Source organism: Priestia sp. HNGD-A6, from assembly GCF_045784335.1.
GTDB lineage: Bacteria > Bacillota > Bacilli > Bacillales > Bacillaceae_H > Priestia > Priestia zanthoxyli.
Genome location: NZ_CP138621.1, coordinates 4943789 through 4966421 on the forward strand (window position 1 = coordinate 4943789; position 22633 = coordinate 4966421).

At 37.9% G+C, this 22633-nt stretch carries 21 protein-coding genes; 19 read left to right on the plus strand and 2 right to left on the minus strand.

Features of this window, described 5'->3' with window-relative positions; genetic code table 11:
- Window positions 1-97: 97 nt before the first annotated feature.
- The 11 genes from SCI76_RS25720 to SCI76_RS25770 all read left to right on the plus strand — a co-directional run bounded on the left by SCI76_RS25720 (window position 98) and on the right by SCI76_RS25770 (window position 11871).
- On the plus strand, window positions 98-1636 hold the full coding sequence (locus tag SCI76_RS25720) for an AbgT family transporter (RefSeq protein ID WP_196299083.1): 1539 nt from the start codon (window positions 98-100) through the stop codon (window positions 1634-1636).
- A 264-nt stretch (window positions 1637-1900) separates the two neighbouring features.
- Window positions 1901-3127 carry an ammonium transporter gene (locus tag SCI76_RS25725; RefSeq protein WP_028412855.1) on the plus strand — a complete coding sequence of 409 codons (1227 nt, stop codon included), beginning with the start codon at window positions 1901-1903 and terminating at the stop codon, window positions 3125-3127.
- 14 nt (window positions 3128-3141) lie between these two features.
- Window positions 3142-3504, plus strand: coding sequence for a P-II family nitrogen regulator (locus SCI76_RS25730; protein ID WP_013057611.1), 363 nt, complete (start codon window positions 3142-3144; stop codon window positions 3502-3504).
- A gap of 165 nt (window positions 3505-3669) precedes the next feature.
- Window positions 3670-3807 carry a hypothetical protein gene (locus SCI76_RS25735; protein WP_168760963.1) on the plus strand — a complete coding sequence of 46 codons (138 nt, stop codon included), beginning with the start codon at window positions 3670-3672 and terminating at the stop codon, window positions 3805-3807.
- A 488-nt stretch (window positions 3808-4295) separates the two neighbouring features.
- Complete coding sequence (locus tag SCI76_RS25740; RefSeq protein WP_033579416.1) at window positions 4296-5471, plus strand: branched-chain amino acid ABC transporter substrate-binding protein; 1176 nt, start codon at window positions 4296-4298, stop codon at window positions 5469-5471.
- 81 nt (window positions 5472-5552) lie between these two features.
- Window positions 5553-6539, plus strand: a complete 987-nt coding sequence (locus SCI76_RS25745) for a branched-chain amino acid ABC transporter permease (RefSeq protein ID WP_033579574.1) — start codon at window positions 5553-5555, stop codon at window positions 6537-6539.
- A gap of 9 nt (window positions 6540-6548) precedes the next feature.
- Window positions 6549-7835: a branched-chain amino acid ABC transporter permease gene (locus tag SCI76_RS25750; RefSeq protein ID WP_033579415.1), complete on the plus strand. Its 1287-nt coding sequence runs from the start codon at window positions 6549-6551 to the stop codon at window positions 7833-7835.
- A 12-nt stretch (window positions 7836-7847) separates the two neighbouring features.
- Entirely contained in the window at window positions 7848-8645 is a 798-nt protein-coding gene (locus SCI76_RS25755) for an ABC transporter ATP-binding protein (RefSeq protein ID WP_048019042.1), read from the plus strand.
- Window positions 8642-9349, plus strand: a complete 708-nt coding sequence (locus tag SCI76_RS25760; protein WP_048019043.1) for an ABC transporter ATP-binding protein — start codon at window positions 8642-8644, stop codon at window positions 9347-9349. Before SCI76_RS25755 ends, SCI76_RS25760 begins: the two co-directional genes overlap by 4 nt.
- A 527-nt stretch (window positions 9350-9876) precedes the next feature.
- Window positions 9877-10557: a hypothetical protein gene (locus SCI76_RS25765; RefSeq protein WP_240962094.1), complete on the plus strand. Its 681-nt coding sequence runs from the start codon at window positions 9877-9879 to the stop codon at window positions 10555-10557.
- A 216-nt stretch (window positions 10558-10773) separates the two neighbouring features.
- Window positions 10774-11871, plus strand: a complete 1098-nt coding sequence (locus SCI76_RS25770; RefSeq protein WP_407544721.1) for an acyltransferase — start codon at window positions 10774-10776, stop codon at window positions 11869-11871.
- 134 nt (window positions 11872-12005) lie between these two features.
- On the opposite strand, the gene SCI76_RS25775 is transcribed toward SCI76_RS25770, so the two are convergent.
- Complete coding sequence (locus SCI76_RS25775) at window positions 12006-12293, minus strand: hypothetical protein (RefSeq protein WP_048019048.1); 288 nt, start codon at window positions 12291-12293, stop codon at window positions 12006-12008.
- 222 nt (window positions 12294-12515) lie between these two features.
- Here SCI76_RS25775 and SCI76_RS25780 point away from each other — a divergent pair, with 222 nt between their 5' ends.
- The 3 genes from SCI76_RS25780 (at window position 12516) to SCI76_RS25790 (ending at window position 14167) form a co-directional block, all read left to right on the plus strand.
- Window positions 12516-13004 carry a GyrI-like domain-containing protein gene (locus tag SCI76_RS25780; RefSeq protein ID WP_033579408.1) on the plus strand — a complete coding sequence of 163 codons (489 nt, stop codon included), beginning with the start codon at window positions 12516-12518 and terminating at the stop codon, window positions 13002-13004.
- A gap of 93 nt (window positions 13005-13097) precedes the next feature.
- Window positions 13098-13388: a hypothetical protein gene (locus tag SCI76_RS25785; RefSeq protein ID WP_013057601.1), complete on the plus strand. Its 291-nt coding sequence runs from the start codon at window positions 13098-13100 to the stop codon at window positions 13386-13388.
- Window positions 13389-13708: 320 nt separating this feature from the next.
- Window positions 13709-14167: a hypothetical protein gene (locus SCI76_RS25790; RefSeq protein ID WP_033579407.1), complete on the plus strand. Its 459-nt coding sequence runs from the start codon at window positions 13709-13711 to the stop codon at window positions 14165-14167.
- 41 nt (window positions 14168-14208) lie between these two features.
- Here the strand turns inward: SCI76_RS25790 and SCI76_RS25795 are convergent, their stop codons facing one another.
- Window positions 14209-15429 carry a DUF418 domain-containing protein gene (locus tag SCI76_RS25795; RefSeq protein ID WP_407544723.1) on the minus strand — a complete coding sequence of 407 codons (1221 nt, stop codon included), beginning with the start codon at window positions 15427-15429 and terminating at the stop codon, window positions 14209-14211.
- Window positions 15430-15593: 164 nt separating this feature from the next.
- Between SCI76_RS25795 and SCI76_RS25800 the strand changes: the two genes are divergently transcribed.
- The 5 genes from SCI76_RS25800 (at window position 15594) to sucA (ending at window position 22622) form a co-directional block, all read left to right on the plus strand.
- Complete coding sequence (locus SCI76_RS25800) at window positions 15594-16490, plus strand: NAD-dependent epimerase/dehydratase family protein (protein WP_028412863.1); 897 nt, start codon at window positions 15594-15596, stop codon at window positions 16488-16490.
- A gap of 121 nt (window positions 16491-16611) precedes the next feature.
- Entirely contained in the window at window positions 16612-17058 is a 447-nt protein-coding gene (locus SCI76_RS25805) for an OsmC family protein (RefSeq protein ID WP_060746886.1), read from the plus strand.
- Window positions 17059-17197: 139 nt separating this feature from the next.
- Complete coding sequence (locus SCI76_RS25810) at window positions 17198-18742, plus strand: MDR family MFS transporter (RefSeq protein WP_028412865.1); 1545 nt, start codon at window positions 17198-17200, stop codon at window positions 18740-18742.
- Between the two features lie 66 nt (window positions 18743-18808).
- Window positions 18809-19396: a PadR family transcriptional regulator gene (locus tag SCI76_RS25815; RefSeq protein WP_028412866.1), complete on the plus strand. Its 588-nt coding sequence runs from the start codon at window positions 18809-18811 to the stop codon at window positions 19394-19396.
- A gap of 364 nt (window positions 19397-19760) precedes the next feature.
- The gene (gene sucA / locus SCI76_RS25820) at window positions 19761-22622 is read left to right on the plus strand and encodes a 2-oxoglutarate dehydrogenase E1 component (protein WP_033579402.1); all 2862 of its coding nucleotides are present in this window, start codon (window positions 19761-19763) and stop codon (window positions 22620-22622) included.
- Window positions 22623-22633 lie beyond the last annotated feature (11 nt).

Consider the following 22633-nt stretch of genomic DNA (forward strand, 5'->3'; position numbering starts at 1 on the left):
GAATAATATAAATATTCAGATTATTATGTACTAATAGTCTTTTTGGTAATTAAAAGGAAAAAAACAAAAAGAATCTAAAAGAAAAGGGAGAGAAAGTATGGCACAACCTAATTTGCAAACAGAGCAAAAATCACATCCAACAACCTTTCTAGACAAACTATTAGGAAGAGTAGAAGCATTCGGAAACAAACTACCTGATCCTTTTATTTTGTTTGTATGCTTAGCGCTTATTATCGTATTAGCGTCTGTTGCTATTAATAGTATGGGAGTAACAGTGGTCCATCCTGGTACTAATAAGACTCTTCCAATTAAAAGTTTGTTGTCGCATGAAGGCATTCAGTATATCTTAACATCGATGCTGACCAATTTCACTGAATTTAAGCCCCTAGGACTTGTACTTGCTATGATGCTTGGAGTCGGACTTGCAGAAAAAGTAGGTCTGCTTGAAGTGGCCATAAAGAAAACGATTTTAAATGCTCCAAAAGCTCTTATTACATACGCCATCATTTTTACAGGGATTATGGCCAACTTAGCCGCAGATGCTGCTTTTGTCATCGTGCCTCCGCTTGCCGCAATGATATTTTATACAGTAGGAAGACACCCGCTTGCTGGATTAGCAGCAGGATTTGCTGGGGTGGGATCAGGCTTTACAGCGAATCTTATTATATCCGGAACCGACGGATTGTTATCAGGCATTTCTACTGAAGCTGCTAAAACAATCGACCCAAGCGCTGCTGTCAGTCCTGCAGCGAACTGGTACTTCATGGCGGCTTCTGTATTCGTTTTAACTATTATAGGAGCGATCGTCACTGAAAAGATTGTAGAACCTAGACTGGGTAATTATAAAGGGAGAAAACGCAATGATTTTGGTGAAATCAGTGAGGTAGAAGCAAAAGGATTAAAAAACAGTATCGTTGCTACATGTATTTATGTCGTTGTACTAGCTGTTTTCTTATTTTGGCCCAACTCTCCTCTACGAAATGAAGACGGCGGAATTGTTCCATCTCCTTTTTTAGATGGTATCATTCCGATTACGCTGCTGTTTTTTGTGGTAGTTGGCTCTGTTTATGGAATAACAGTAGGGAAAATCAAAAGTTCTAGAGATATACCTGCTTATATGACTGATTCGATGAAAGATATGGCTAGCTATATTGTCCTGATTTTTGCCGCCGCTCAATTTATCGCTTACTTTAATTGGACTAATATTGGAACGTGGATTGCAGTAGAAGGAGCGGATGCATTAAAAGCACTAAATCTAACTGGACTTCCAGTTGTGGTTGGTTTTGTATTTTTAACTGTGGTTCTAAGCCTTCTTATTTTTAGCGGCTCTGCTCAATGGGCACTAGAAGCACCTATTTTTATTCCATTATTCATGCTGTTAGGATACAATCCTGGATTTATTCAAGCAGCTTACCGAATAGCGGATTCGTCTACGAATGTAATCACTCCTTTAAATCCATACATGATTGTCATTTTAGCCTTTATGAAAGAATACGAGCCGAAAGCAGGACTTGGAACCATCATTTCACTTATGCTTCCTTATACTTTAGCCTTCTTAGGAATTTGGATTGTAATGTTGATTGTTTTTGCTGTATTCGGTATTCCTTTAGGACCAGGTGTATATATGTATTTGTAAAAAAAATCCTCTTCTTGGAGTAGAAGAGGATTTTTTATGTCAGAAATTCTAACACATACAAATAATATTGCAGCTTCTGTGTACATAGAAGAATAAATAACAAAAAGAAAAGAGTTTTAAAAACAAAAGTTTTCTGAATAAATTTGCAAAAAGTAGTTGCTAAATACATATAAATCAAATATGATAGTAAACATAACAAGATATGTTATATAATCTAACATTTAATTTAGGGGTTATTTATTCGTACTTAAGGGGGAAATCATCATGCAAATGGGCGATTCAGTATTTATGTTTTTTTCGGCATTATTGGTTTGGATTATGACACCAGCTATTGCATTGTTTTACGGAGGCATGGTTCGAAGTAAAAACATGTTAAGTACCGCGATGTATAGCGTAGGTTCATTAGCTGTCATATCTGTTCTTTGGATAGTAGCTGGCTATTCTCTAGCATTTTCGACCGGTGGCAATGCTTTTATTGGAAACTTGGACTGGGTGGGATTAAAAGGCGTTGGATTCACTCCAAACGGGGACTACAGCGCAACGATCCCGCATAACATGTTTATGATGTTTCAACTAACATTTGCTGTGTTAACAGTAGCTATTATCTCTGGGGCTTTTGCAGAGCGCATGAAGTTTTCAGCATTTATCTTATTTGCTATCCTATGGTCATTATTTGTATATGCACCCGTTGCACACTGGGTTTGGGGAGTTGGCGGATGGCTTCGTGAACTAGGAGCTATTGACTTTGCTGGCGGAAACGTCGTTCACATTTCATCAGGTGTAGCAGGATTAATTCTAGCTCTTGTTGTTGGAAAACGAAAAAATGCCGATGCTGCAGCACCTCACAATTTACCACTAACTCTTTTAGGCGGAATGCTGATTTGGTTCGGGTGGTTTGGATTTAACGTTGGAAGTTCCTTAACTATTAACAGCGTTGCAATGACGGCTTTCATTAACACGAATACAGCGGCAGCAACAGGAATTATCGGCTGGCTTGTAGTAGAGTGGATTATTAATAAAAAGCCTACGCTGCTTGGAGCCGTTTCGGGAGCGATTGCTGGACTTGTAGCTATTACACCAGCTTGTGGATTCGTTACACCGTTTGCTTCTATTGTAATTGGTTTTATCGGCGGAGCAGTTTGTTTCTGGGGTATCTTCTCACTTAAAAAGAAAATCGGTTACGACGATGCGTTAGATGCATTTGGTCTTCACGGTATTGGGGGAACATGGGGAGGTATCGCAACGGGTTTATTTGCCACAACTTCTGTAAATGATGCCGGCGCGAATGGTTTATTCTACGGAGACCCAAGTCTACTATGGAAACAGCTGGTGGCTATCGTAGCAACGTATCTATTTGTCGGCATCGCTACCTTCATTATTGTTAAAGTGGTTGGGTTGGTAGTATCTCTACGCGCAACACAAGAAGAAGAAACGCTCGGGCTTGATATTACGCTGCACGGTGAAAGAGCGTATCACGAATCGAATATGTAAAAGGGGTGGGCACAGTGAGTGATGTTTTAACAAAAATTGAAATTATTACGCGCCCTTCAAAGTTTGAAGAGCTTAAGCAAGAACTAGCAAAAATTGGCGTGAGCGGTATTACGGTTACAGATGCGTTAGGATGCGGATTGCAAAAAGGCATTACGGAACTTTACAGGGGGGTCAAAAAACAAGACAATATGCACGCCCGAATTAAAGTAGAAATTGTTGTGTGCGAAGTTCCCGTATCCGACGTTGTTGATAAAGCAAGAAAAGTACTAAATACAGGTCAGCCTGGGGATGGGAAAATATTTATCTATGAATTAAAGAATGCGATTAAGATCCGAACAGGGGAAGAGGGATCACAGGCATTACGAAACAATAGTTAAACTCGGGGAGAAGCGGAAAACAAAGGGTCATAAAAAGAGGCTGGGACAAAAGTAGTTTAGCCCAAGTGAAAAACGAACCACTCATCAACATATTTAATGAGTGGTTCGTTTTTTTGTTTTTTGTGATGATGCCTATCGTTTTATTTGTTTCTGTCCTTCTAGCAGTTGATTGGAGGGCAAGGCGGAGACTCCTGCGGGAAAAGCGGGACAGGTGAGACCCAGCAGGAGCACAAGCGACGAGGAGGCTCAGCGGCCGCCCGCGGAAAGCGAAGCCCTGCACGGAAATCAACTGCGGTGTCATAAGCCGGCCAGCCCATGTATCTCATTTGTCCGTCTTTCGGTTAGATTCATTTCGTTATGTCTCAACCTTTTTTTAGGTTGAATAGTTACAAGGCATGTTTCCTTATGGTGACATGCTTTTTTGTTATATATACGGTCAAGGAGTATATCGCAAAAAACAAGGGAATATAATTAAAATTATTTTTATAAAATTGAGAAAATTATAAAAATATGTGTCATTATTACTGACAAGTTTGGTGAAATAGTGCTGTTTATCCTTTTATAATAGTAAAAAATGACTATAATTTTACTTTTATTAGTTTCTCTCTGTATAGGAGAGTGAATCTATTATGAAAGGATGTGACAATCAGTGTACATAAACAGCAAGCTTTTTTACCGTTTTCAGAAATGACATTTGCCGAAAAGATAAAAAGCGTTCTAGACGCGAACAAAGGGAGGGAAAATCGTTATAAAAGACTAGCCGCTATTACGCGTTTTATAACGATTACTACATGCTAAGTAAAAAAATGTTATCTATTTTAGCAACAACGGTCTTATCAGTAGGATTTGTAGCTGGCTGTGGCAGCAACAGTACATCAGGAGAAGATAAAGGCAGCAATGTTATTAAAATTGCTACGCAAAGCCCTTTGTCAGGAGGTAGTGCAACGTTAGGTGAAGCGATCAAACTGGGAGCTCAGCTAGCTCTTGATGAAGAAAAAGACACGTTTAAAAAATTAGGATATAAACTTCAGCTTGTGCCGTATGACGACCAAGGCGATCCTAAAAAAGGCGTAGCAAACGCTCAGTTAATCGGATCAGACAAAGCTGTCTATGGCGTAATAGGACATTTAAATTCAGGAGTTACCATTCCTTCATCTGAAACGTATGAGAAATACTCAATTCCAATGATTTCTCCTGCAAGTACAGCAACGGATGTAACAGACCGAAAGTTAAAAACAGTTAACCGCATTGTAGCCCGTGATGACTTCCAAGGGCCTGCAGGAGCGAAATATGCTGTTAAAGAGTTGAAAGCAAAAAATATTTTTGTCATTCAAGATAAAACAGCCTACGGACAAGGGCTTGCAGACGCTTTTAAAACAGCGGCTGAAAAAGAAGGGGCAAAAATTGTTGGATTTGAAGGAATTACAGTTGGAGAAAAAGATTTTAACGGTGTGTTAAATCAAGTCTCTAAAGAAAAGCCAGATCTCGTTTATTTTGGAGGGCTCTACGCAGAAGGCGGACTCTTAATTAAGCAAGCTCGTGACAAAGGAATTACCGCTAAATTTATGGGAGGAGATGGCTTAGACTCCTCAACTTTAGTTGATATTGCTGGAGATGCTGTAAAAGATACGTACCTTACGTCAGTAGCAGGAGATGCTTCCAAAACACAATTTGCTAAAGATTATGAGAAGAAATTCAATAAAAAAGTAGAGTCATATTCTGTATACGGGTATGATTCCATGAAGGTTATGCTTCAAGGTATTCAAAAAGCAATTGAAGACAATGATAAAAAGCTTCCTTCTCATGAAGCAGTGCGTGATGCTGTACGAGGTATTAAAGAATACAAAGGAGAACTTACGCAGGTAGGATTTGATGAGAAAGGAGACAATAAATACGCTAAAATCTTTATCTATAAGTTTGACGCTCCTTCATATCCAGCTAAATTAGAAGGGGAAATTTCACAGTAAACCTTAGAAAAGAAAGGTATGGATGTTCCGTACCTTTCTTTTCTTAAAATTGATTTTATAGGACGAAAGGGACGAGGTTATATGTTTGCTCATATTATACAAACGCTGCCGCAAGTGTTAATCGACGGACTAACATTAGGAGCTGTATATGCAATTATTGCCCTAGGTTATACGATGGTATATGGCATTTTAGAACTCATCAATTTTGCACACGGCGAAATTTTTATGTCAGGGGCCTTTATCGGAACCGCTATTTTAATAGGATTAACAGGCGTAGGTTGGATTGCAGCTTTTCCAGCTGTTGTGACGTTAATTTTAGTTCTTCTTATTACGAGTGTTGCGACTGGGTTTCTTGGTATGGGAATTGAAAGAGTGGCTTATCGCCCCCTGCGCAAGTCTTCTAAACTGATTACACTTATTACAGCTATCGGAATGTCGTTTCTATTACAGGATTTTGTGCGCTTCATTACGGAACTTAAGAATGGTAATTATATTGTTAATACCCCTGCTTTATTTTCAGGAAAAGTATCGGTTAACGCTTCTTCTCTTTCATCATCATTTGATGATGCTACATTTAAAGTAACGTTTATCGTAGTGTTAATTGTTGCTCTTTGCTTAATGATCGGACTCGAAATTTTCGTCAATCGAACCAAATGGGGAATGGCAATGAGAGCCGTAGCTCAAGATCCCGATACGGCTTCACTCATGTCCATTAATGTAAACAAAGTTATTTCTCTTACTTTTTTTATTGGTTCAGCTTTAGGGGGAGCAACCGGCGTGTTATTTGCGCTTCATTACGGAACAATTGACCCTTACATTGGTTTCATATTAGGATTAAAGGCTTTTACAGCAGCAGTTTTAGGAGGAATAGGCAATATACGAGGCGCAATGTTTGGAGGGCTAATGCTTGGCATTCTTGAAATGTTTGCAGCTGCGAATTTATCAACAATTACCGGCAATGTTTTAGGAGCAGAGTATAAAGATGTATTTGCATTTGCTATTTTGATTTTGGTGTTAATTTTTAAACCAGAAGGCTTATTTGGAAAAGCCGTTACAGAAAAAGTGTAGGTGATGACGATGAAAAAATTAATGAGTAGGCTTGAAGGAAACAAAAAGGCGCAAATCATTTTATTTTTTATATATGTAATTGCAACAAGCGGTAGTTTAATGCTTGCCCAAAAGTCCGTCGTCGCATTTTTACTTCTTTTATTTTCATTATTACTTCTGTACTTTATGTCTCTTTCTACTAAATTAAAATGGCTAATAGCAGGGGTCATTTTAATTGTGTTGCTTCCTTTTTCAGCTAGCCAAGGCCCTGCTTATGAATCATATATGGAAGTATCTACGCTAGTAGGCATTTATGTTGCTATGGCACTTGGGTTGAACATTGTAGTCGGATTGGCCGGATTATTGGATTTGGGATTTGTTGCTTTCTTTGCAGTTGGGGCTTACACGTATGGAATTTTCGCGACTAATCAAGCTGCTAATTTTATGCCTTTTGGTACGTACCCATTATCAGGAGAAAGCTTTTGGTTTTTTATCATTGCAGGGTGCCTAATAGCCGCTTTATTTGGAGTTTTGCTTGGTATACCTGTGCTGCGCGTAAAAGGAGACTATCTAGCTATCGTTACGCTTGGATTCGGGGAAATTATTCGAATTGTGTTTAACAATTTGGATAAACCGATCAATATTACAAACGGGGCAATGGGGCTGTCCTCCGTGACGCCGCCTTCTATTTTTGGGATTAATTTAGTATATCCAAGTCAGTTCTATTATGTAGTATTAGTCATCTTAGCTGCGGTTATTTTTATTGTACGGCGATTTGAATATTCTAAAGTAGGACGATCGTGGAAAGCGGTTCGTGAAAATGAAATTGCCGCTCAAGCGATGGGAATTCACCTTGTTAGAACAAAGCTGCTTGCGTTTGCTATTGGTGCATCATTTTCAGGCATGATGGGAGTTGTTTTTGCCGCGAAGCAAACGTTTGTCGATCCAACCAGCTTTACGCTGTTAGAATCTATTACGATTTTAGTGATGGTTATTTTAGGAGGAATGGGGAGCGTTCCGGGCGTCATACTTGGAGCAGCGGTTGTAACCATTCTTAATCTTCAAGTATTAACGGAGCTCACGGATTGGTTTAATCAGCTGAGCTTAAACGGAGTTATCTCTATACCGGATGCACTTTCGCCAGCTAAAATGCAGCGATTTATCTTTGGCGGACTTCTTATTTTATTTGCTCTATACAGGTCTCAGGGATTGCTTCCTGCTAAACAGCCTACGTTCGATTTGAAAGAGCTGAAAGAAGAAGCTGAAGAAGAAATACAGCCTGTGATTTCAACGGCTAAGAAAAACGTCAATCTATAGAGGTGAAAGAAATTGTCTATTTTAGAAGTGAAAAATGTAACCAAGACCTTTGGCGGTTTAGTTGCCAATCAAGACGTAACAATGGATATTCAAAAAAATTCAATAACAGCTGTAATAGGACCAAACGGCGCTGGAAAGACCACGTTTTTTAATATGGTGACAGGTGTTTATCAGCCAACCTCAGGTGATATTATGTTAAATGGTCAATCCATAACAGGGCTAAAACCTCACAGCGTATCAAAACAAGGGATTTCTCGGACATTTCAAAACATCAGGTTGTTTAGTAATATAACGGTTTTAGAAAATGTGTTAGTTGGGATGCACAACCATTTGAAAGCAACTACTTTTGAAACGCTGTTGAATTTACCTCGAGCAAGAAGAGCGGAAAAAGCAGCTAAAAAAGAAGCGTATAAGCTGTTGGAATACGTTGGGCTAGAAGCTTTATATAACGAAGTAGCCACTAACTTATCATATGGAGCGCAGCGCCGACTCGAAATTGCGAGAGCGTTAGCTACTAGACCCTCACTGTTATTATTAGACGAACCGGCTGCTGGTATGAATCCGCGTGAAACAAAAGAGCTGACGGATCTTATTCACACGATACGAAGAGACCGGGAAATAACCATTTTATTAATTGAGCATGACATGAAGCTCGTCATGGGAATTTCTGATCATATTATTGTATTAGATCATGGAATAAAAATTGCAGAAGGAAATGCTGAACATATCCGTACGCACCCGAAAGTGATCGAAGCCTATTTAGGAAAAGGAGCGGCAGAGGAGATAGAAAGGAAGGAGAAAAGCACATGACTCTACTAAAGTTAACTGAAGTTGACACCTTTTACGGAGGAATTCAAGCGCTTAAAGGAATATCGATTGATGTAGAAGAAGGAGAAATTGTGACTCTTATTGGAAGCAATGGAGCCGGTAAATCTACCACATTAAAGTCCATTAGCGGTCAAGCTCCTGTCAAAGCAGGTAGTATCGTGTATAAAGGCACCCACATCACGAAATTCCCTCCTCACCAAACGGCCCGGCTAGGAATAGCTCACGTACCAGAAGGAAGAAAAATTTTCCCTAAGATGACGGTAAAAGAAAATTTAACGATTGGAGCCTTCTCACTTTCTAATAAAAAAATAATAGAAGAAAATATGGCTAGAGTACTCACATATTTTCCGAGATTAAAAGAAAGGCTGACTCAAAAAGGAGGAACGATGAGCGGCGGTGAACAGCAAATGCTAGCTATCGGGCGAGCGCTTATGATGAACCCTTCTATGCTTATGCTAGATGAACCTTCTATGGGGCTTGCTCCCATCATTGTAGAACAAATATTTGAAATCATTATGGAATTAAATAAAAGCGGAATGACCATTTTGCTCGTTGAACAAAACGCTTATCAAGCACTGCAAATCGCGCACCGAGGCTACGTGATTCAAACGGGAGAAATTATTTTGCAAGGAAAAGGACCGGAATTAATTCACAATGAAAAAATAAAAGAAGCTTATTTAGCTTAAAAAATAAACCGCATCGCGTTTTAACGCTGCGGTTTATTTTTGTTCACAGGGGATGATTTGGATAAAGCAGGTAAGCATTGCTATTATCTGGTTTAGTTTCTTAATTAAGTAGGGAACGTTTAAAATAAGATTATTGAATAAGTGAGTAATTAGATAACCTCCTAGATGAAAGGAATGCTTCCATTTAAAGCTTTTTCATAAAAAACAAAAAAAGTTGAAACTTTTTTCATCAAAAAACGTTTATAAAGTAATAGAAAAAAATGGGTACGGTTATTTACACTCAAAAAGGAAGTGAGAGCGTGGCGACGCTGAAAACTAATTATTTGACTGACTTATGCTTAATCTATAGAGAAAGTCAATTTTATGTAATGCAAATACCTAGTTTCTACAAAAAAATGGCTAGCAAATACTTTCAGTTTCAGCCCCAAGAAAAAATAATTGCGTATTTACACAGCTCTTTTATAGCGGGCCTAGATAAAAGGGGAATTTGCTTTACAAATAAGGGGATTTACTGGAAAAGCAGAGGGATGAAAAAAGGAAAAATGTTATGGGAAGATTTCGCTAACATTCAATCCATTACCATTCGAAAAGAAGAAATGATTTGTTTTAATGACGTGGAGAAATTTCAAGTCAATCAAAACGATTACTCAGCTAGAAAGCTAGTATCTCTATTAAAAAAAATCAAAAAATTTATTCGCACTCATACACATGAATATATGTGTCAAGACTATATATATCCATGTGTATCCTCAAAAGAATTAACTTCTATTTGTTCATCTTTTCAAATTCATCAAACACCTGATCCAAAAGATGTGTTGTCGGTAGCAGGACAACTATGTGAAGAAGTTGAAAAAGAGATGCGAAACAGGCTCTATTTACCTGCAAAAGAAAAAATTGTAGCTCATTTAAATACATATCCTCTTCAAAAAACCGAGGGCATTACCGTTTGTTCTAAAGGAATTTATTTCTCAAAATCCTTTAAAACAGTTTATTACCCTTGGCACTTATTTCGCCACGTGAGTATTTCAGTGGAAACAGAGGAATTAAAAATTGCTAAAAAACATTCGTTATCTCTCAACTCAGCTGCCGTATCAAGCGGAGAAGTAATGCTGTTTCTCAAACAAATTAAACAGCATGTGCAGGCTTTGCATGAAAAAGAAATCGATATTAAACAAGATAATAAGTTTGCATGGAAAATGTTAATTTAAAAAACAGGTTACCGATAATCTGTTTTTTGTTTTGTAGTTCTTTAGAATCATTTATTTGGAATATTGAAAGACATCATACAAGTAAACAAGACTAGAATATTGGAAGTTAAGAAATTTTTTCCATGACTATAAGGTTAATTTTACCAAAATATCTTTTCTATTTGGATAATTATGCTAAAATAGAGCTCGAGTTTATTTTAAGGAGCTGACAACAAGATGGAACGTAATTATTCAATTGATTTTATTAAGTTTTTTGCTACAGTGTTTGTGGTTTGTATTCATGTTAATCCATCACATGACGATTTCTTTTTAGGGAACCAGGAAAATGTGCTAGATGTCATTGTTGACACATTTGCACGATTCGCGGTTCCTTTTTTCTTTATTGTATCAGGGTATTTGTTTACGAATAAAATTCAAAAACATCCAAAACCTTCTGCATACTTAAAAAAATACACGTGGAATATTTCAAAGCTTTATGCATGTTGGTTCATCTTTTATTTATTGTTTGGTGTAGTTCTGCGCTTATTTCAAAACCACGGAACATTAGCAGAGCGAAAAGATGCAGTATCTGATTATTTAACATCATCCATCACATTCAAAGATATCTTTTATTATGGAAGTGACACAAGCGGATTTCAGCTTTGGTACTTAATTGCGTTAATTTGGGCTGTTGTCATCGTTTTCTTATTTCAAAGATGGAAAAAAACCGGCTTATTAATGCTTATCAGCACCGTATTATATGTAACTGGTTTATTTGGACAGTCTTATTCTTTATTTTTTCCACTTTCTTTTCAAACGAGAGATGCCCTGTTCTTTGGTTTGTTCTATACAGTATTAGGAGCTATGTTTGCCCTTTATGGTAAGCAAATTCTGTCAGTATTAAACGTAAGGCCCATGATTTATTTAGCCAGCTTTTTTGTGTTTTCAGCGTTAGAGATCGTGGAGCGCTACTGGTTGGTTAATATCCAGCACAGCAAGCCCGGAGACTATTTTATTTCTACGATTTTTTTATCGGCATCATTGTTTTTATTCGTATTAAGCAGTCCAAGTCTTGGCAAAAACTCGTTTTTTTCAAAGGTTGGGAAAAATTCAGTTGGCATTTATGTCGTGCATATATGTATATTAAATGAGACCTATCGATTGCTTCGTTCCATAGATTCTTCTTTCTTTACAAATAGTATCGTCGCATATGTACTTATCGTCCCAGCAGTTTTTTGGTGCTCGTACTATTTATACAGAGGGATTCAATGGACAAAGGGAAAGTTACATGCAAAGCCGCACAAACATTCGTTTACAAAGCTACAGCATAAATAAGAAAAGCACCGGAGCAAGGGACTGAACCCAAAGCTTCCGGTGTTTTTTTGATAAAAAATAAGTAATTTAAAACCTAATTGGCTTGAGCTTCGTCTAATGTATTGAAAAAGAGCTGGCTAACTAAGCCAGCTCTTTTATGATGCAATAGCATACAAAAGCTGCTTTTGCATTCTAGGAGATAAGGGAATATTTTGATACAATTCGTAAATATGATGTTCGTTCCGGTGATAACAAATCCAATCCTTGTATGTTCCTTTTAAGAAGATGCGAAAAAACACGATTCGCTTATTCGTGCCGCCTGTTTTTAATTCAATTTTCAAATCATCTGTTTCTAATGTATACTGTACTGTAGAAGAGGAGAGAGCAAGTTTAGTTGTTTTTTTACTTGTTTTAATGAATTCGGCAAGTTCAATGATCTTCATTTTTTTACCTCACTCTATTGTAAATTAGGGGTATCTTATACGTATGATGTGTACAAAGAAAATAGAATCGTTTTTTTTATAGTTTAGAAGAATGATCTTCAGCCCCTTCGTTAAGGGATTTGCATAAAAGGTTGACGTTTTCTTTGAATACAAATAAAATGCATATTAAGAAGTATTTCCCTCATTGTAACTACAGAAAAAGAAGAATTAAGGGGGCTCAATATGTTGACTGACTTAGTCGTAAGTCAAAAAGTAGTCAAGGTAAATGAATTTACTGTTGTAGGAGTGCCTATTCGAACAGATGAACCTGTGGAAGAAACGGGCACAGGTCTTATTCCTGAGCACTGGCAGACTTTTTATAAACAACAGTTAGCTAATAAAATCGCCAATAAAGTAAATGGTAATACATTTGCTCTTTATACAGAATTTGAATATAATCAAAAAATGGATTTTACATTTGCTCTAGGATATGAAGTTTTACCTGGCGGCGAACTCAAAGATGATATGAGAGAGTTCATCATCCCAGAAGGTGAATATATGGTGTTTACAACAGCTGTTGGGCCAGCTAGACAGGTAGTAGTAGAGGCTTGGGCTTATATTCGCGAGTGGGCTAAAAAAAATCATCGTGCCTATAAAATAGACTTTGAATTATATGATGAACGCTGTATTGATCCTGAGTGCAGTCAAGTTGATATTTATGTTTCGATTTAATAGCTAGTTTTGCTAAGTAGTTAAGATGCAGATAAGCGTTTTTTGCTGCGTTCTTACTTTTGACGATAGGAATACAAAAGGGGTTTAGCGAGAGTGATCAGCAACGATTTATTACAAGCTTTAAAAGACGGATATAAACAGAGAATTAAATGGGTACTTATAAGTCAAATGGCACTGTTCATCACCGTAGCAGTCATACTTGTATCAAATTTTGTCACTAAATTTTCGTTTAACCAATTAAGCTTTATTTTTGTTTTGGTTAGTATAAGTTCGCTGTTATCAGGGGTAGAGCACGTATTGTTAAAACGTGAGAAGTGGCAATGGATTTTTGATTTTATTTTAGCTGCTTTTTTTATTGGTTTATCTATTTTTTTACACCGTTAAAGCGCCTGATTCAGCGCTTTTTTATTTTGGGCAGCACCGCACGCAATGTTCGAATCTTTCTAGTATAAACAAAAAATAGGTATTTATGACGAAAATAGTCAGAAAATTTAGTAAAAAAGTCTTGTATCTTGTCTTTATTTCGATTATGATAAGTTTACACCCTTCGTATTCACTTCTTTGGATGTCAGTACCTCTATTTTTACACTACAGAAAAGAGGTGAAGCCATTTCTTCAGTTTTCCTGCTAGCCTGCATATTAACCCTTTTAGCTATTTTATTTAGTAGCAACTACCCTCAAAATTAAAGGAGAGATCCGCGCTTATGTCAAAAGCTCCTGTAAAAAACGATATTGAACTTCAACTATCTGAAACGCACTTTTTTCAACTGCTTGATTTAATTTATTTAGGTAACTGGATGGTCACAGCATGTTCTGGAGTGGAAGATGAGCATGCACAGGAATATACGGATGTAGAAAAACAAATGTTTTCACACGCAGAGCCTTTCCTTGAAAAAGGACCTTTTCACACGCTAAACAGTGAGGTTATGTTTACAGAAGAACATGAAGATTCTCTTCAAGATATTATTGGAGAATACGATAACGAAGTGTTTTGGGAAGCGCTAGCCTATCGCATGGCTAAACGAGATGTGATAGAGCAAATAGGACCCACTAAAGAAATAAAAAATGAAGTTTTTATGCAAATTTTTCATCGAGAAATGGATTATATACGAGAGTTTGAGACAAATGGAATTAAACGAATAACTATACCGCCTTTGCAGTAAAGGAGACAAATCGGCTTTCAAACTTGAAGGCCGATTTGCTGTTAAGCTGAAGCTTTTCTATTCCGCCTGAGAGGCGGGAGAGATCGGTATGTAAAGCTCCGCCATAACCATTCACACGGACCGTAATAGAAATAATAAAGCCACCACTTATTAAGAAAAAGCTGGAGTGTATAGATGATGAGACAAATAACCGTGCTTTCCGTTAAGGTAAGAGTTCCGTATAAACCAAAGACTCGAACCATCCACAGGCAAATTAAAGTTTGGCTAAGGTAAGTTGTTAATGCCATTGTTCCACTATACTTAAAAAGACCCAGCATTGAAGCGTAAGGAGAAAATTGCAGGAATAACAGTAAGGTGGTAAGATAAAAAAAACATAGAAAAATGCCGCTCAAGCTTGTAAAAAGGTGAATGGCCGCCTGCTGATAGAGTTCGTATCTTAAAATCTCTGTTTTTAGCATGGCCAGAATAATAGTTAAAGTGAAACCTGCTGCGCCTGTTATTGACTGAATTTTCTTGAAAAAAGAACGATTTTGTTCGATATTATGTACCAATCCTTTTTTAGCAGTATATAAGCCAAACAACAACATAGAAAATACGGGAAAGATAGAAAACGGTAGATTTAATAGCATAGGCACCACTTCAACATTCAAACGATAAATCAGCCAAGATAAATAGTCTGCTTGCCTGTAGGTGGATGAATATTGGGTTAAGACATGTTCATGTAAAGCTTTATACTCCCACTGAGCCTCCTGCAAGACGTGTGCTGGAATAAAAAACTGCATACAAGCCAAAAGGTAAAAAAAGCATAGCAAGCCTATTGCCCATAGCAAAATCGTCTTAGCTTTTCGATTGTAAAAAAAGAATAATAAAAAACCGCCAACAGCATACACATGCAAAATGTCTCCATACCAGAAAAAGACAAGATGAAAAAGCCCGATTAATAGCAAAGCAGCCATTCTTCTTGACCATAAAGCAGCGGCAAAGTACTGCTTTTCTTCAGCTCTATGCAAAAAAATTCCGCATCCAAGTCCAAACAAAAAAGAAAAGATGGTAAAAAACTTCCCTTGCACAAACAGCTGCAAGAATAAATCAATATAAGCATCTATTCCTTCATACTTATAAGAAACATTGTACAGCTGAAAAATAAATATCGGAGAAGTAAAAGCCGGTATATTCACTAAAAAAATGCCCAGCAAAGCAATGCCCCGAATAATATCAAGAACAACAAGACGTTCGTTAAGGGGAAGTGGAGAAGGATTCATCGCTGTCGCTCCTTTTGGTTAGATATGTACATCTTAACACGGCAGTGGCGAAAAAATAGGTGGAAGTACAAAAAATAAGCGGAAAGATTCATAGCCTTATGAATGAAAAAGTTGGATAATAATGGTATGGTCATTCATATCAAATATGAAAGGTGGAGAAAAAGATGAAAACAGCACTTGTGTTAGGTGGAACGCGTTTTTTCGGAAAAAATTTAGTTCAGACATTGCTTTCTAAAGGAGTACAGGTTACGTTAGCAACGCGAGGTAAAACACCGGATGATTTCGGCGACCGAGTTGAGCGAATTTTTCTTGATCGTGTAGAAAAAGATTCTGTAATCGAAACAACAAGAGGAAGAAAATGGGATGTTATCTTCGATCAAATATGCTATTCTTCACACGGCGCAGCTGTTGCTGTTGAAGCTTTTCGTCATAGTACGAGTCACTATGTACTTACCTCGACTCTTTCAGTATATGGTTCTTTAGAAAAAACGTGTTATGAAGAAGATTTTGATCCATACAAGTATCCTATTTCATATACACGCCGTGAAAATATTTCCTATCAAGAAGGAAAACGCCAAGCCGAGGCAGTATTCTTTCAAAAAGCACCGTTTTCGGTAACAGCTGTCCGTTTTCCAATTGTCATGGGAAAAGATGATTATACGGACCGCTTGCGTTTTCACATAGAAAAAATTATGCATGGAGAAGAAATTGGTGTACCGGCTATTGAAGCAGAAATGAACTTCATTTCACAGGAAGAAGCAGGTGAATTTTTAGTTTGGTGTGCAGAACAGAAGCTAAAAGGGCCGATTAACGCTTGTTCAAATGGTACCATTTCACTCAAAAATTTATTTTCATATATTGAACAAGCAGCGGATAAAACAGCAAGAACAACCTCTCGTTTAACGGATGAAAATAGTTCTCCGTACGGAGTAGATCATTCTTGGACGATGAGCAATGAAAAAGCTAGCTTTTGGGGATATTCATTTACGAACCTGCAGGACTGGCTGCCTTCATTAATCAAAACTGTCGTTGAAAGCGAAAAGAAAGTACCTTTAAGTTAGAGAACAACAAAGACTGCACGTTTAGCAGTCTTTTTGCTATTACAAGCAGAACATTTTTATTTTATGAGCAAAAAAGGTACGCTAAGTATACATCATTATATAGAAGAAAGAAGGATACACTATGGCAAAACATCACTTTCATTTGCAAGCAAATTGGCCAGGAGGCCGAAATGAAGTGGGAACAATTGAAGCAGGGCAATTAAAAACAAACATTTCTATTCCACCAGAAATGGACGGGCCAGGAGCCGGGACAAATCCAGATGAAATGCTGCTAGGAGCAGCAGCCACCTGCTACATTATCACGCTTGCAGCGATGCTAGAAAGAAGTGGAATCCATCAGGAGGCTTTAACGATGGAATCAGAAGCTATCGTGGACGTAACGAATGGTGTGTTTACGTACGAAAAAATCATTCATAAACCTCACGTGATTGTCACACCTGAATTTGCGGCCCAAGAAGAGAAAATCAATCGACTTATAAAAAAAGCAGAAACGTCCTGTATGATTTCAAGAGCCATTCAAGGAAATGTAGAGATCGAATTAGAACCTCAGCTCACAGTAAAAGCGTAATGAATCCATTACGCTTTTGTTATGTTTATTTCTAAAAAATAGCACATTTAAGATTGTAAAATACTCAAATTTGAATATAATAATTTAAGTAGCTATCATTTCTGTTCATCAAAAAGATGACGCGAAAGGAGGAACTGAAATGGTTTCATCAGAAAAACATATTCGTTTTATCGTAGCCGGATTGTTGCTCGGTATTTTTATGTCAGCCATGGATAATACCATCGTAGCGACGGCTATGGGGAAAATCATTTCTGATCTAGGCGGATTAGATAAGTTTGTTTGGGTTACGTCCGCTTATATGGTTGCCGTGATGGCAGGTATGCCGATATTTGGTAAACTATCTGATATGTACGGCCGTAAACGGTTTTTCATTTTTGGGTTAACCGTATTCTTACTTGGATCCGCATTGTGTGGTTTAGCACAAAGCATTGTGCAGCTAAGTATTTACCGAGCGATTCAAGGAATTGGAGGAGGAGCGCTTCTTCCGATTGCTTTTACCATCGTATTTGATATTTTCCCTCCTGAAAAACGCGGGAAAATGACGGGATTATTAGGTGCCGTTTTTGGCTCAGCAAGCGTATTTGGTCCACTTCTCGGTGCTTACATTACGGAATACATCAGCTGGCACTGGGTGTTTTACGTGAACGTGCCAATTGGACTTTTATCGTTATTTTTTATTATGCGCTTTTATAAAGAGTCAAAAAGTCATAAAAAGCAAAAAATTGACTGGGCTGGTGCAGCCACTCTTGTCATTTCAGTAGTAAGTTTAATGTTTGCTCTTGAACTTGGAGGAAAAGAGTATGAGTGGTCTTCTCCGCAAATTTTATCTCTTTTTGCTATCTTTGCTGTGGCGCTGTCACTCTTCTTTTTTGTGGAAAAGCGCGCGCAAGAGCCGATTATTTCATTTTGGATGTTCAAGCGCCGTTTATTTGCAACATCACAAATTCTCGCTTTCTTATACGGAGCAACGTTTATTATTTTAACGGTATTTATTCCTATTTTCGTTCAAGCTGTCTACGGAGGTTCTGCTACAAATGCAGGTTTAATTTTAACTCCGATGATGTTAGGCTCAGTAGCAGGAAGTGCGATCGGCGGGATTTTTCTCACAAAAACAAGCTTCCGAAACTTGATGATTATGTCCGTTTTTTCATTTGCAGTAGGAATGTTCTTGTTAGGAACAATGGAACCTGATACACCTCGTTGGATGCTCACGGTATTTATGATTTTGACTGGATTTGGCGTAGGGTTTAGCTTTTCTCTTTTACCAACGTCGTCAACTCATAAGCTAGATCCACAGTTTAGAGGTTCTGCCAACTCAACAAACTCATTTGCTCGTTCTTTAGGAATGACGCTGGGAGTTACGATTTTTGGAACGATTCAAAGCAATACATTTACAAATGAGCTGCAGCGCAATTTTCAAGGTATGGGAAATGGATCACAAGGAGCATTTTCTCAAATAGGAGATCCGAGTGCAGTTTTTCAATCAAGTGCCCGAAACAGCATTCCGCCTCAAATATTAGATAAGATTGTTGATGCTATGTCTACATCGATCACGTATGCATTTATGCTTGCTCTTATTCCAATTGCAGTAGCTATTATTACTGTCTTTTTAATGGGAAATGAACGAGTGGAAGTTCCCCCTAAAAAGCGGGTAGAAGCTAAGGAACCGGCAGCTCAAAAATAGAAAAGGCACGAATTTATTCGTGCTTTTTTTACTAAATAAGATGCATATCAAGAGGTGAAAGGTGTTATGAGTGTTAAATTAGTCATACTGGGCTTATTAATGGAAGGAAATAAGCACCCTTATGAAATTCAGCAAACCATTAATGAAAGACAAATGAAGCACTATATTAAACTTGCAAGCGGTTCTTTATATTACGCTTTTGATACGCTCGAAAAAGATCAGTTGGTGAAAGTAGTCGATGTGATTCGAGAGACGAACAGACCTGAAAAGACCGTTTATTCTATCACGGATGCAGGAAGAGAAGAATTTGAACGCCTTTATTTTGAACAGCTGTTAAAAAAAGAGCATATGCATAGACCTGTTTATGCTGCTCTTTCATTTACTTCTTACGTGGATCAAAAAAAAGTGGCTTCTGCTTTAGAAAAAAAGATTGAGGAAACGGCAGCTTATTTAGAAAAAATGCAAAATTTGTACCAAGTTAAAAAGGTGGATCATTCCATTGCAAATCTGTCGATCATTATGCGCACGATTATGCATTTGAAAGTAGAACTAACTTGGTTCACTCATTTACTCGAAGCGGCGAAAAGCAGCAAGCTTACAGAAGTAGATGATGGTTATTTTAAAGACGTTGAAAAAATCGTAGATGAGTTTTAAAAAAAGAAGCAAAACACTGCTTCTTTTTTTAAATAGTCATAAAATATATTTCAAGCAATTTAATTTTGCCAAAAGCTAGGTCAATAACAATTAATTAACACCTGATTCGACCTTTAATCAGCTTTACTTATAAAACGCTTTCAAAAAGTAGTAAGACTATTAAAAAAGTAAAAAAAATTAAAGAAATATAGCGATTTCATTTTGATTGACGAGTAAAAGAGTGGTAAAATATAAGCAGATATCAGATACACACGCAGTGAGATTTATCACTCGTTGTAAAGATGTCAGACGATAAGGTAATCGACATTCAAAATGGAAAGATTGTTGAGTACGACAATTATTATAACTCGTTGGGGGTTTTATCATGGGTAACGAAACGTCGAATAGAGGGGAGCCTTGGCAAGGATTTTTGGGTCCGAACTATGGCTATGTATTAGAACAGTATGAGTTATATGAAGAGCAGTCAGATCTAGTAGATCCAGACTTAAAAGAATTATTTGATTATTGGGGTGCTCCTCCATTAAACGAAAGTGAGCAGGTTCAGCAAGCTGAATACGCACAGGCTGCACCTTCAGCTAACACATCTAAAATTGCATCGGCTATTAAGCTAGCGGAAAACATCCGTGCTTATGGTCATCTATACGCGTCAATTAAGCCTCTTGAAAGCGAGAAGAAAGATCCTGTCTTGCTTCACTTGGAAGATTACAATTTAACGCAAGAAGATTTAAAATCAATTCCGGTTGATATTTTATGTACGAATGCGCCATCACACGTCAAAAATGGTTTAGACGCAATTAACTATTTAACAGATGTCTACACAAAAACCATTGCGTTTGAATTCCATCACGTACATAACATGGAAGAGAATAAGTGGCTGACTGATATGGTCGAGTCAGGTGCTATTTTCCAACCTCTTTCAAATGAGAAAAGAACTTCTGTATTAAAGCGTTTAACAGAAGTAGAAGGCTTTGAACAATTTTTACACCGTACATTTGTCGGACAAAAACGCTTTTCTATTGAAGGCGTAGATATGCTAATTCCACTTGTAGATGAACTGATTGCACGCTCAGTGGAAACAAGCCCAAAAACGGTTAATATCGGTATGGCTCACCGTGGACGTTTAAATGTATTAGCACACGTATTAGGCAAGCCGTATGAAATGATTTTTGCGGAATTCCAGCATGCGCCTAACAAGGAATTAGTTCCTTCAGAAGGTTCAATCGGTATCAACTACGGCTGGACGGGAGACGTAAAATATCACCTGGGTGCCGACAAACAAATTAAAGCAGAGAACACAGTTCGAGCTCGTTTGACATTGGCTAGTAACCCTAGTCACTTGGAGTTTGTTAATCCGGTTGTGGAAGGGTTTACAAGAGCGGCTCAAGATGAGCGTGATGTGAATGGATACCCGAAACAAGATGTAAAAAAATCGTTCGCGATTTTAATTCACGGAGATGCTGCGTTCCCTGGTGAAGGTATTGTACAAGAAACGCTGAACTTAAATCAATTGACTGGTTATCAAACAGGTGGAACAATCCACATTATTGCTAACAACATGATTGGATTTACAACAGAAAGCGTCGATTCTCGTTCAACAAAATATGCAAGTGACTTAGCAAAAGGGTTTGAAATTCCAATTGTTCACGTAAACGCGGATGATCCGGAAGCCTGTTTAGCGGCTGCTTATTTTGCTTATGAGTATCGCAGACGTTTTAACAAAGATTTCTTGATTGATTTAATTGGATACCGTCGATTTGGCCACAATGAAATGGATGAACCGTCTGTAACGCAGCCGAAGATGTATGAAATTGTGACAAAACGTCCAACCGTTCGTGCTATGTATGCAAAGCAGCTCGAAGAACAAAACGTTATTCAAAGCGGTCAAGCAGATCAAATTAATGAAGAGTTACAAGCGAAGTTAAAAGCAGCTTATGAGAAAGTACCGCCAAAAGCTGAAAAACAACATAGAATTATGGAAATGCCACAAGCAGTCTTCAAAGGAATTTCAGATATTGATACATCTGTTACAAAAGAAGAGCTGTTTGAAGTGAATCAAGAGCTAGTGAAATACCCTGAAGGATTTAACGTATTTCCAAAACTTGATCGCATCTTATCTAAACGTGCCAAAGCGTTTGAAGAAAATGAAAGCGTGGATTGGTCATTGGGTGAGGCATTTGCATTTGCTACGATTTTAAGAGACGGCACGCCAATTCGTATTACAGGCCAAGATTCTGAACGTGGTACGTTTGCACATAGACATCTTGTTCTTCATGATCATAAGACAGGGGATGTTTACTCACCACTACACGCAATGAAGAACGTAAGCGCTTCCTTTGATATTCGTAACAGTCCATTATCTGAAGGTTCAGTGCTTGGATTTGAATACGGCTATAATGTATTTGCTCCTGAAACGCTTGTTCTTTGGGAAGCACAATTCGGTGATTTTGCCAATGCAGGTCAAGTTATTATTGACCAGTTTATTGCAGCAGGTCGTGCTAAGTGGGGACAAAAATCTGGAATGGTCTTATTGCTGCCACATGGCCATGAAGGTCAAGGGCCAGAACACTCAAGCGCTCGTCTAGAACGTTATTTACAGCTAGCTGGAGAAAACAACTGGACAATCGCAAACGTAACAAGCGCTGCGCAATATTTCCACTTACTTCGACGACAAGCTGCCATTTTACAGCGCGAAGAAGTAAGACCGCTAGTAGTTATGACACCAAAAAGTTTGCTTCGTAATGCTTTTAGTGTGTCAAACCTTGAAGAGTTTACAAAAGGCTCTTTCCGCTTAGTAGTAGAACAGCCTGGATTAGGCAAAAAAGAAGATGCAGTTGAACGAATCGTTCTGTGCAGCGGAAAAATCAGCAGTGAGTTAACGGAACGCTTAAACAAAGCAGAAGATGATAAAGATTGGCTACACGTTCTTCGTCTAGAACAAATTTATCCGTTCCCAAGACGCGTAATTGCTGAAATCTTTGCTCGCTATAAAAATTTAAAAGAGATTGTCTGGTTACAAGAAGAGCCTGAAAACATGGGCGCATGGAACTATGTAGAAGATCGACTGCGTGAAGTAGCACCAGAAGGAGCTACTGTTGACTACATCGGCCGCACAAGACGCTCAAGTCCAGCTGAAGGAGATCCAACAGTTCACAGACAAGAACAAGAACGTATTTTACAAGATGCATTAACTAAAAATGAAATTGCTAACGACGTTGTTACACGATAAGGAAGGGGAAT

Coding starts and splice junctions, on each gene's coding strand:
- SCI76_RS25790 (WP_033579407.1), top strand. CDS start 13,709: ATGTCAAAAGCTCCTGTAAAAAACGATATTGAACTTCAACTATCTGAA.
- sucA (WP_033579402.1), top strand. CDS start 19,761: ATGGGTAACGAAACGTCGAATAGAGGGGAGCCTTGGCAAGGATTTTTG.
- SCI76_RS25725 (WP_028412855.1), top strand. CDS start 1,901: ATGCAAATGGGCGATTCAGTATTTATGTTTTTTTCGGCATTATTGGTT.
- SCI76_RS25720 (WP_196299083.1), top strand. CDS start 98: ATGGCACAACCTAATTTGCAAACAGAGCAAAAATCACATCCAACAACC.
- SCI76_RS25760 (WP_048019043.1), top strand. CDS start 8,642: ATGACTCTACTAAAGTTAACTGAAGTTGACACCTTTTACGGAGGAATT.
- SCI76_RS25750 (WP_033579415.1), top strand. CDS start 6,549: ATGAAAAAATTAATGAGTAGGCTTGAAGGAAACAAAAAGGCGCAAATC.
- SCI76_RS25740 (WP_033579416.1), top strand. CDS start 4,296: ATGCTAAGTAAAAAAATGTTATCTATTTTAGCAACAACGGTCTTATCA.
- SCI76_RS25815 (WP_028412866.1), top strand. CDS start 18,809: ATGAGTGTTAAATTAGTCATACTGGGCTTATTAATGGAAGGAAATAAG.
- SCI76_RS25775 (WP_048019048.1), bottom strand. CDS start 12,293: ATGAAGATCATTGAACTTGCCGAATTCATTAAAACAAGTAAAAAAACA.
- SCI76_RS25800 (WP_028412863.1), top strand. CDS start 15,594: ATGAAAACAGCACTTGTGTTAGGTGGAACGCGTTTTTTCGGAAAAAAT.
- SCI76_RS25765 (WP_240962094.1), top strand. CDS start 9,877: ATGAAAAAAGGAAAAATGTTATGGGAAGATTTCGCTAACATTCAATCC.
- SCI76_RS25795 (WP_407544723.1), bottom strand. CDS start 15,429: ATGAATCCTTCTCCACTTCCCCTTAACGAACGTCTTGTTGTTCTTGAT.
- SCI76_RS25745 (WP_033579574.1), top strand. CDS start 5,553: ATGTTTGCTCATATTATACAAACGCTGCCGCAAGTGTTAATCGACGGA.
- SCI76_RS25780 (WP_033579408.1), top strand. CDS start 12,516: ATGTTGACTGACTTAGTCGTAAGTCAAAAAGTAGTCAAGGTAAATGAA.
- SCI76_RS25770 (WP_407544721.1), top strand. CDS start 10,774: ATGGAACGTAATTATTCAATTGATTTTATTAAGTTTTTTGCTACAGTG.
- SCI76_RS25805 (WP_060746886.1), top strand. CDS start 16,612: ATGGCAAAACATCACTTTCATTTGCAAGCAAATTGGCCAGGAGGCCGA.
- SCI76_RS25810 (WP_028412865.1), top strand. CDS start 17,198: ATGGTTTCATCAGAAAAACATATTCGTTTTATCGTAGCCGGATTGTTG.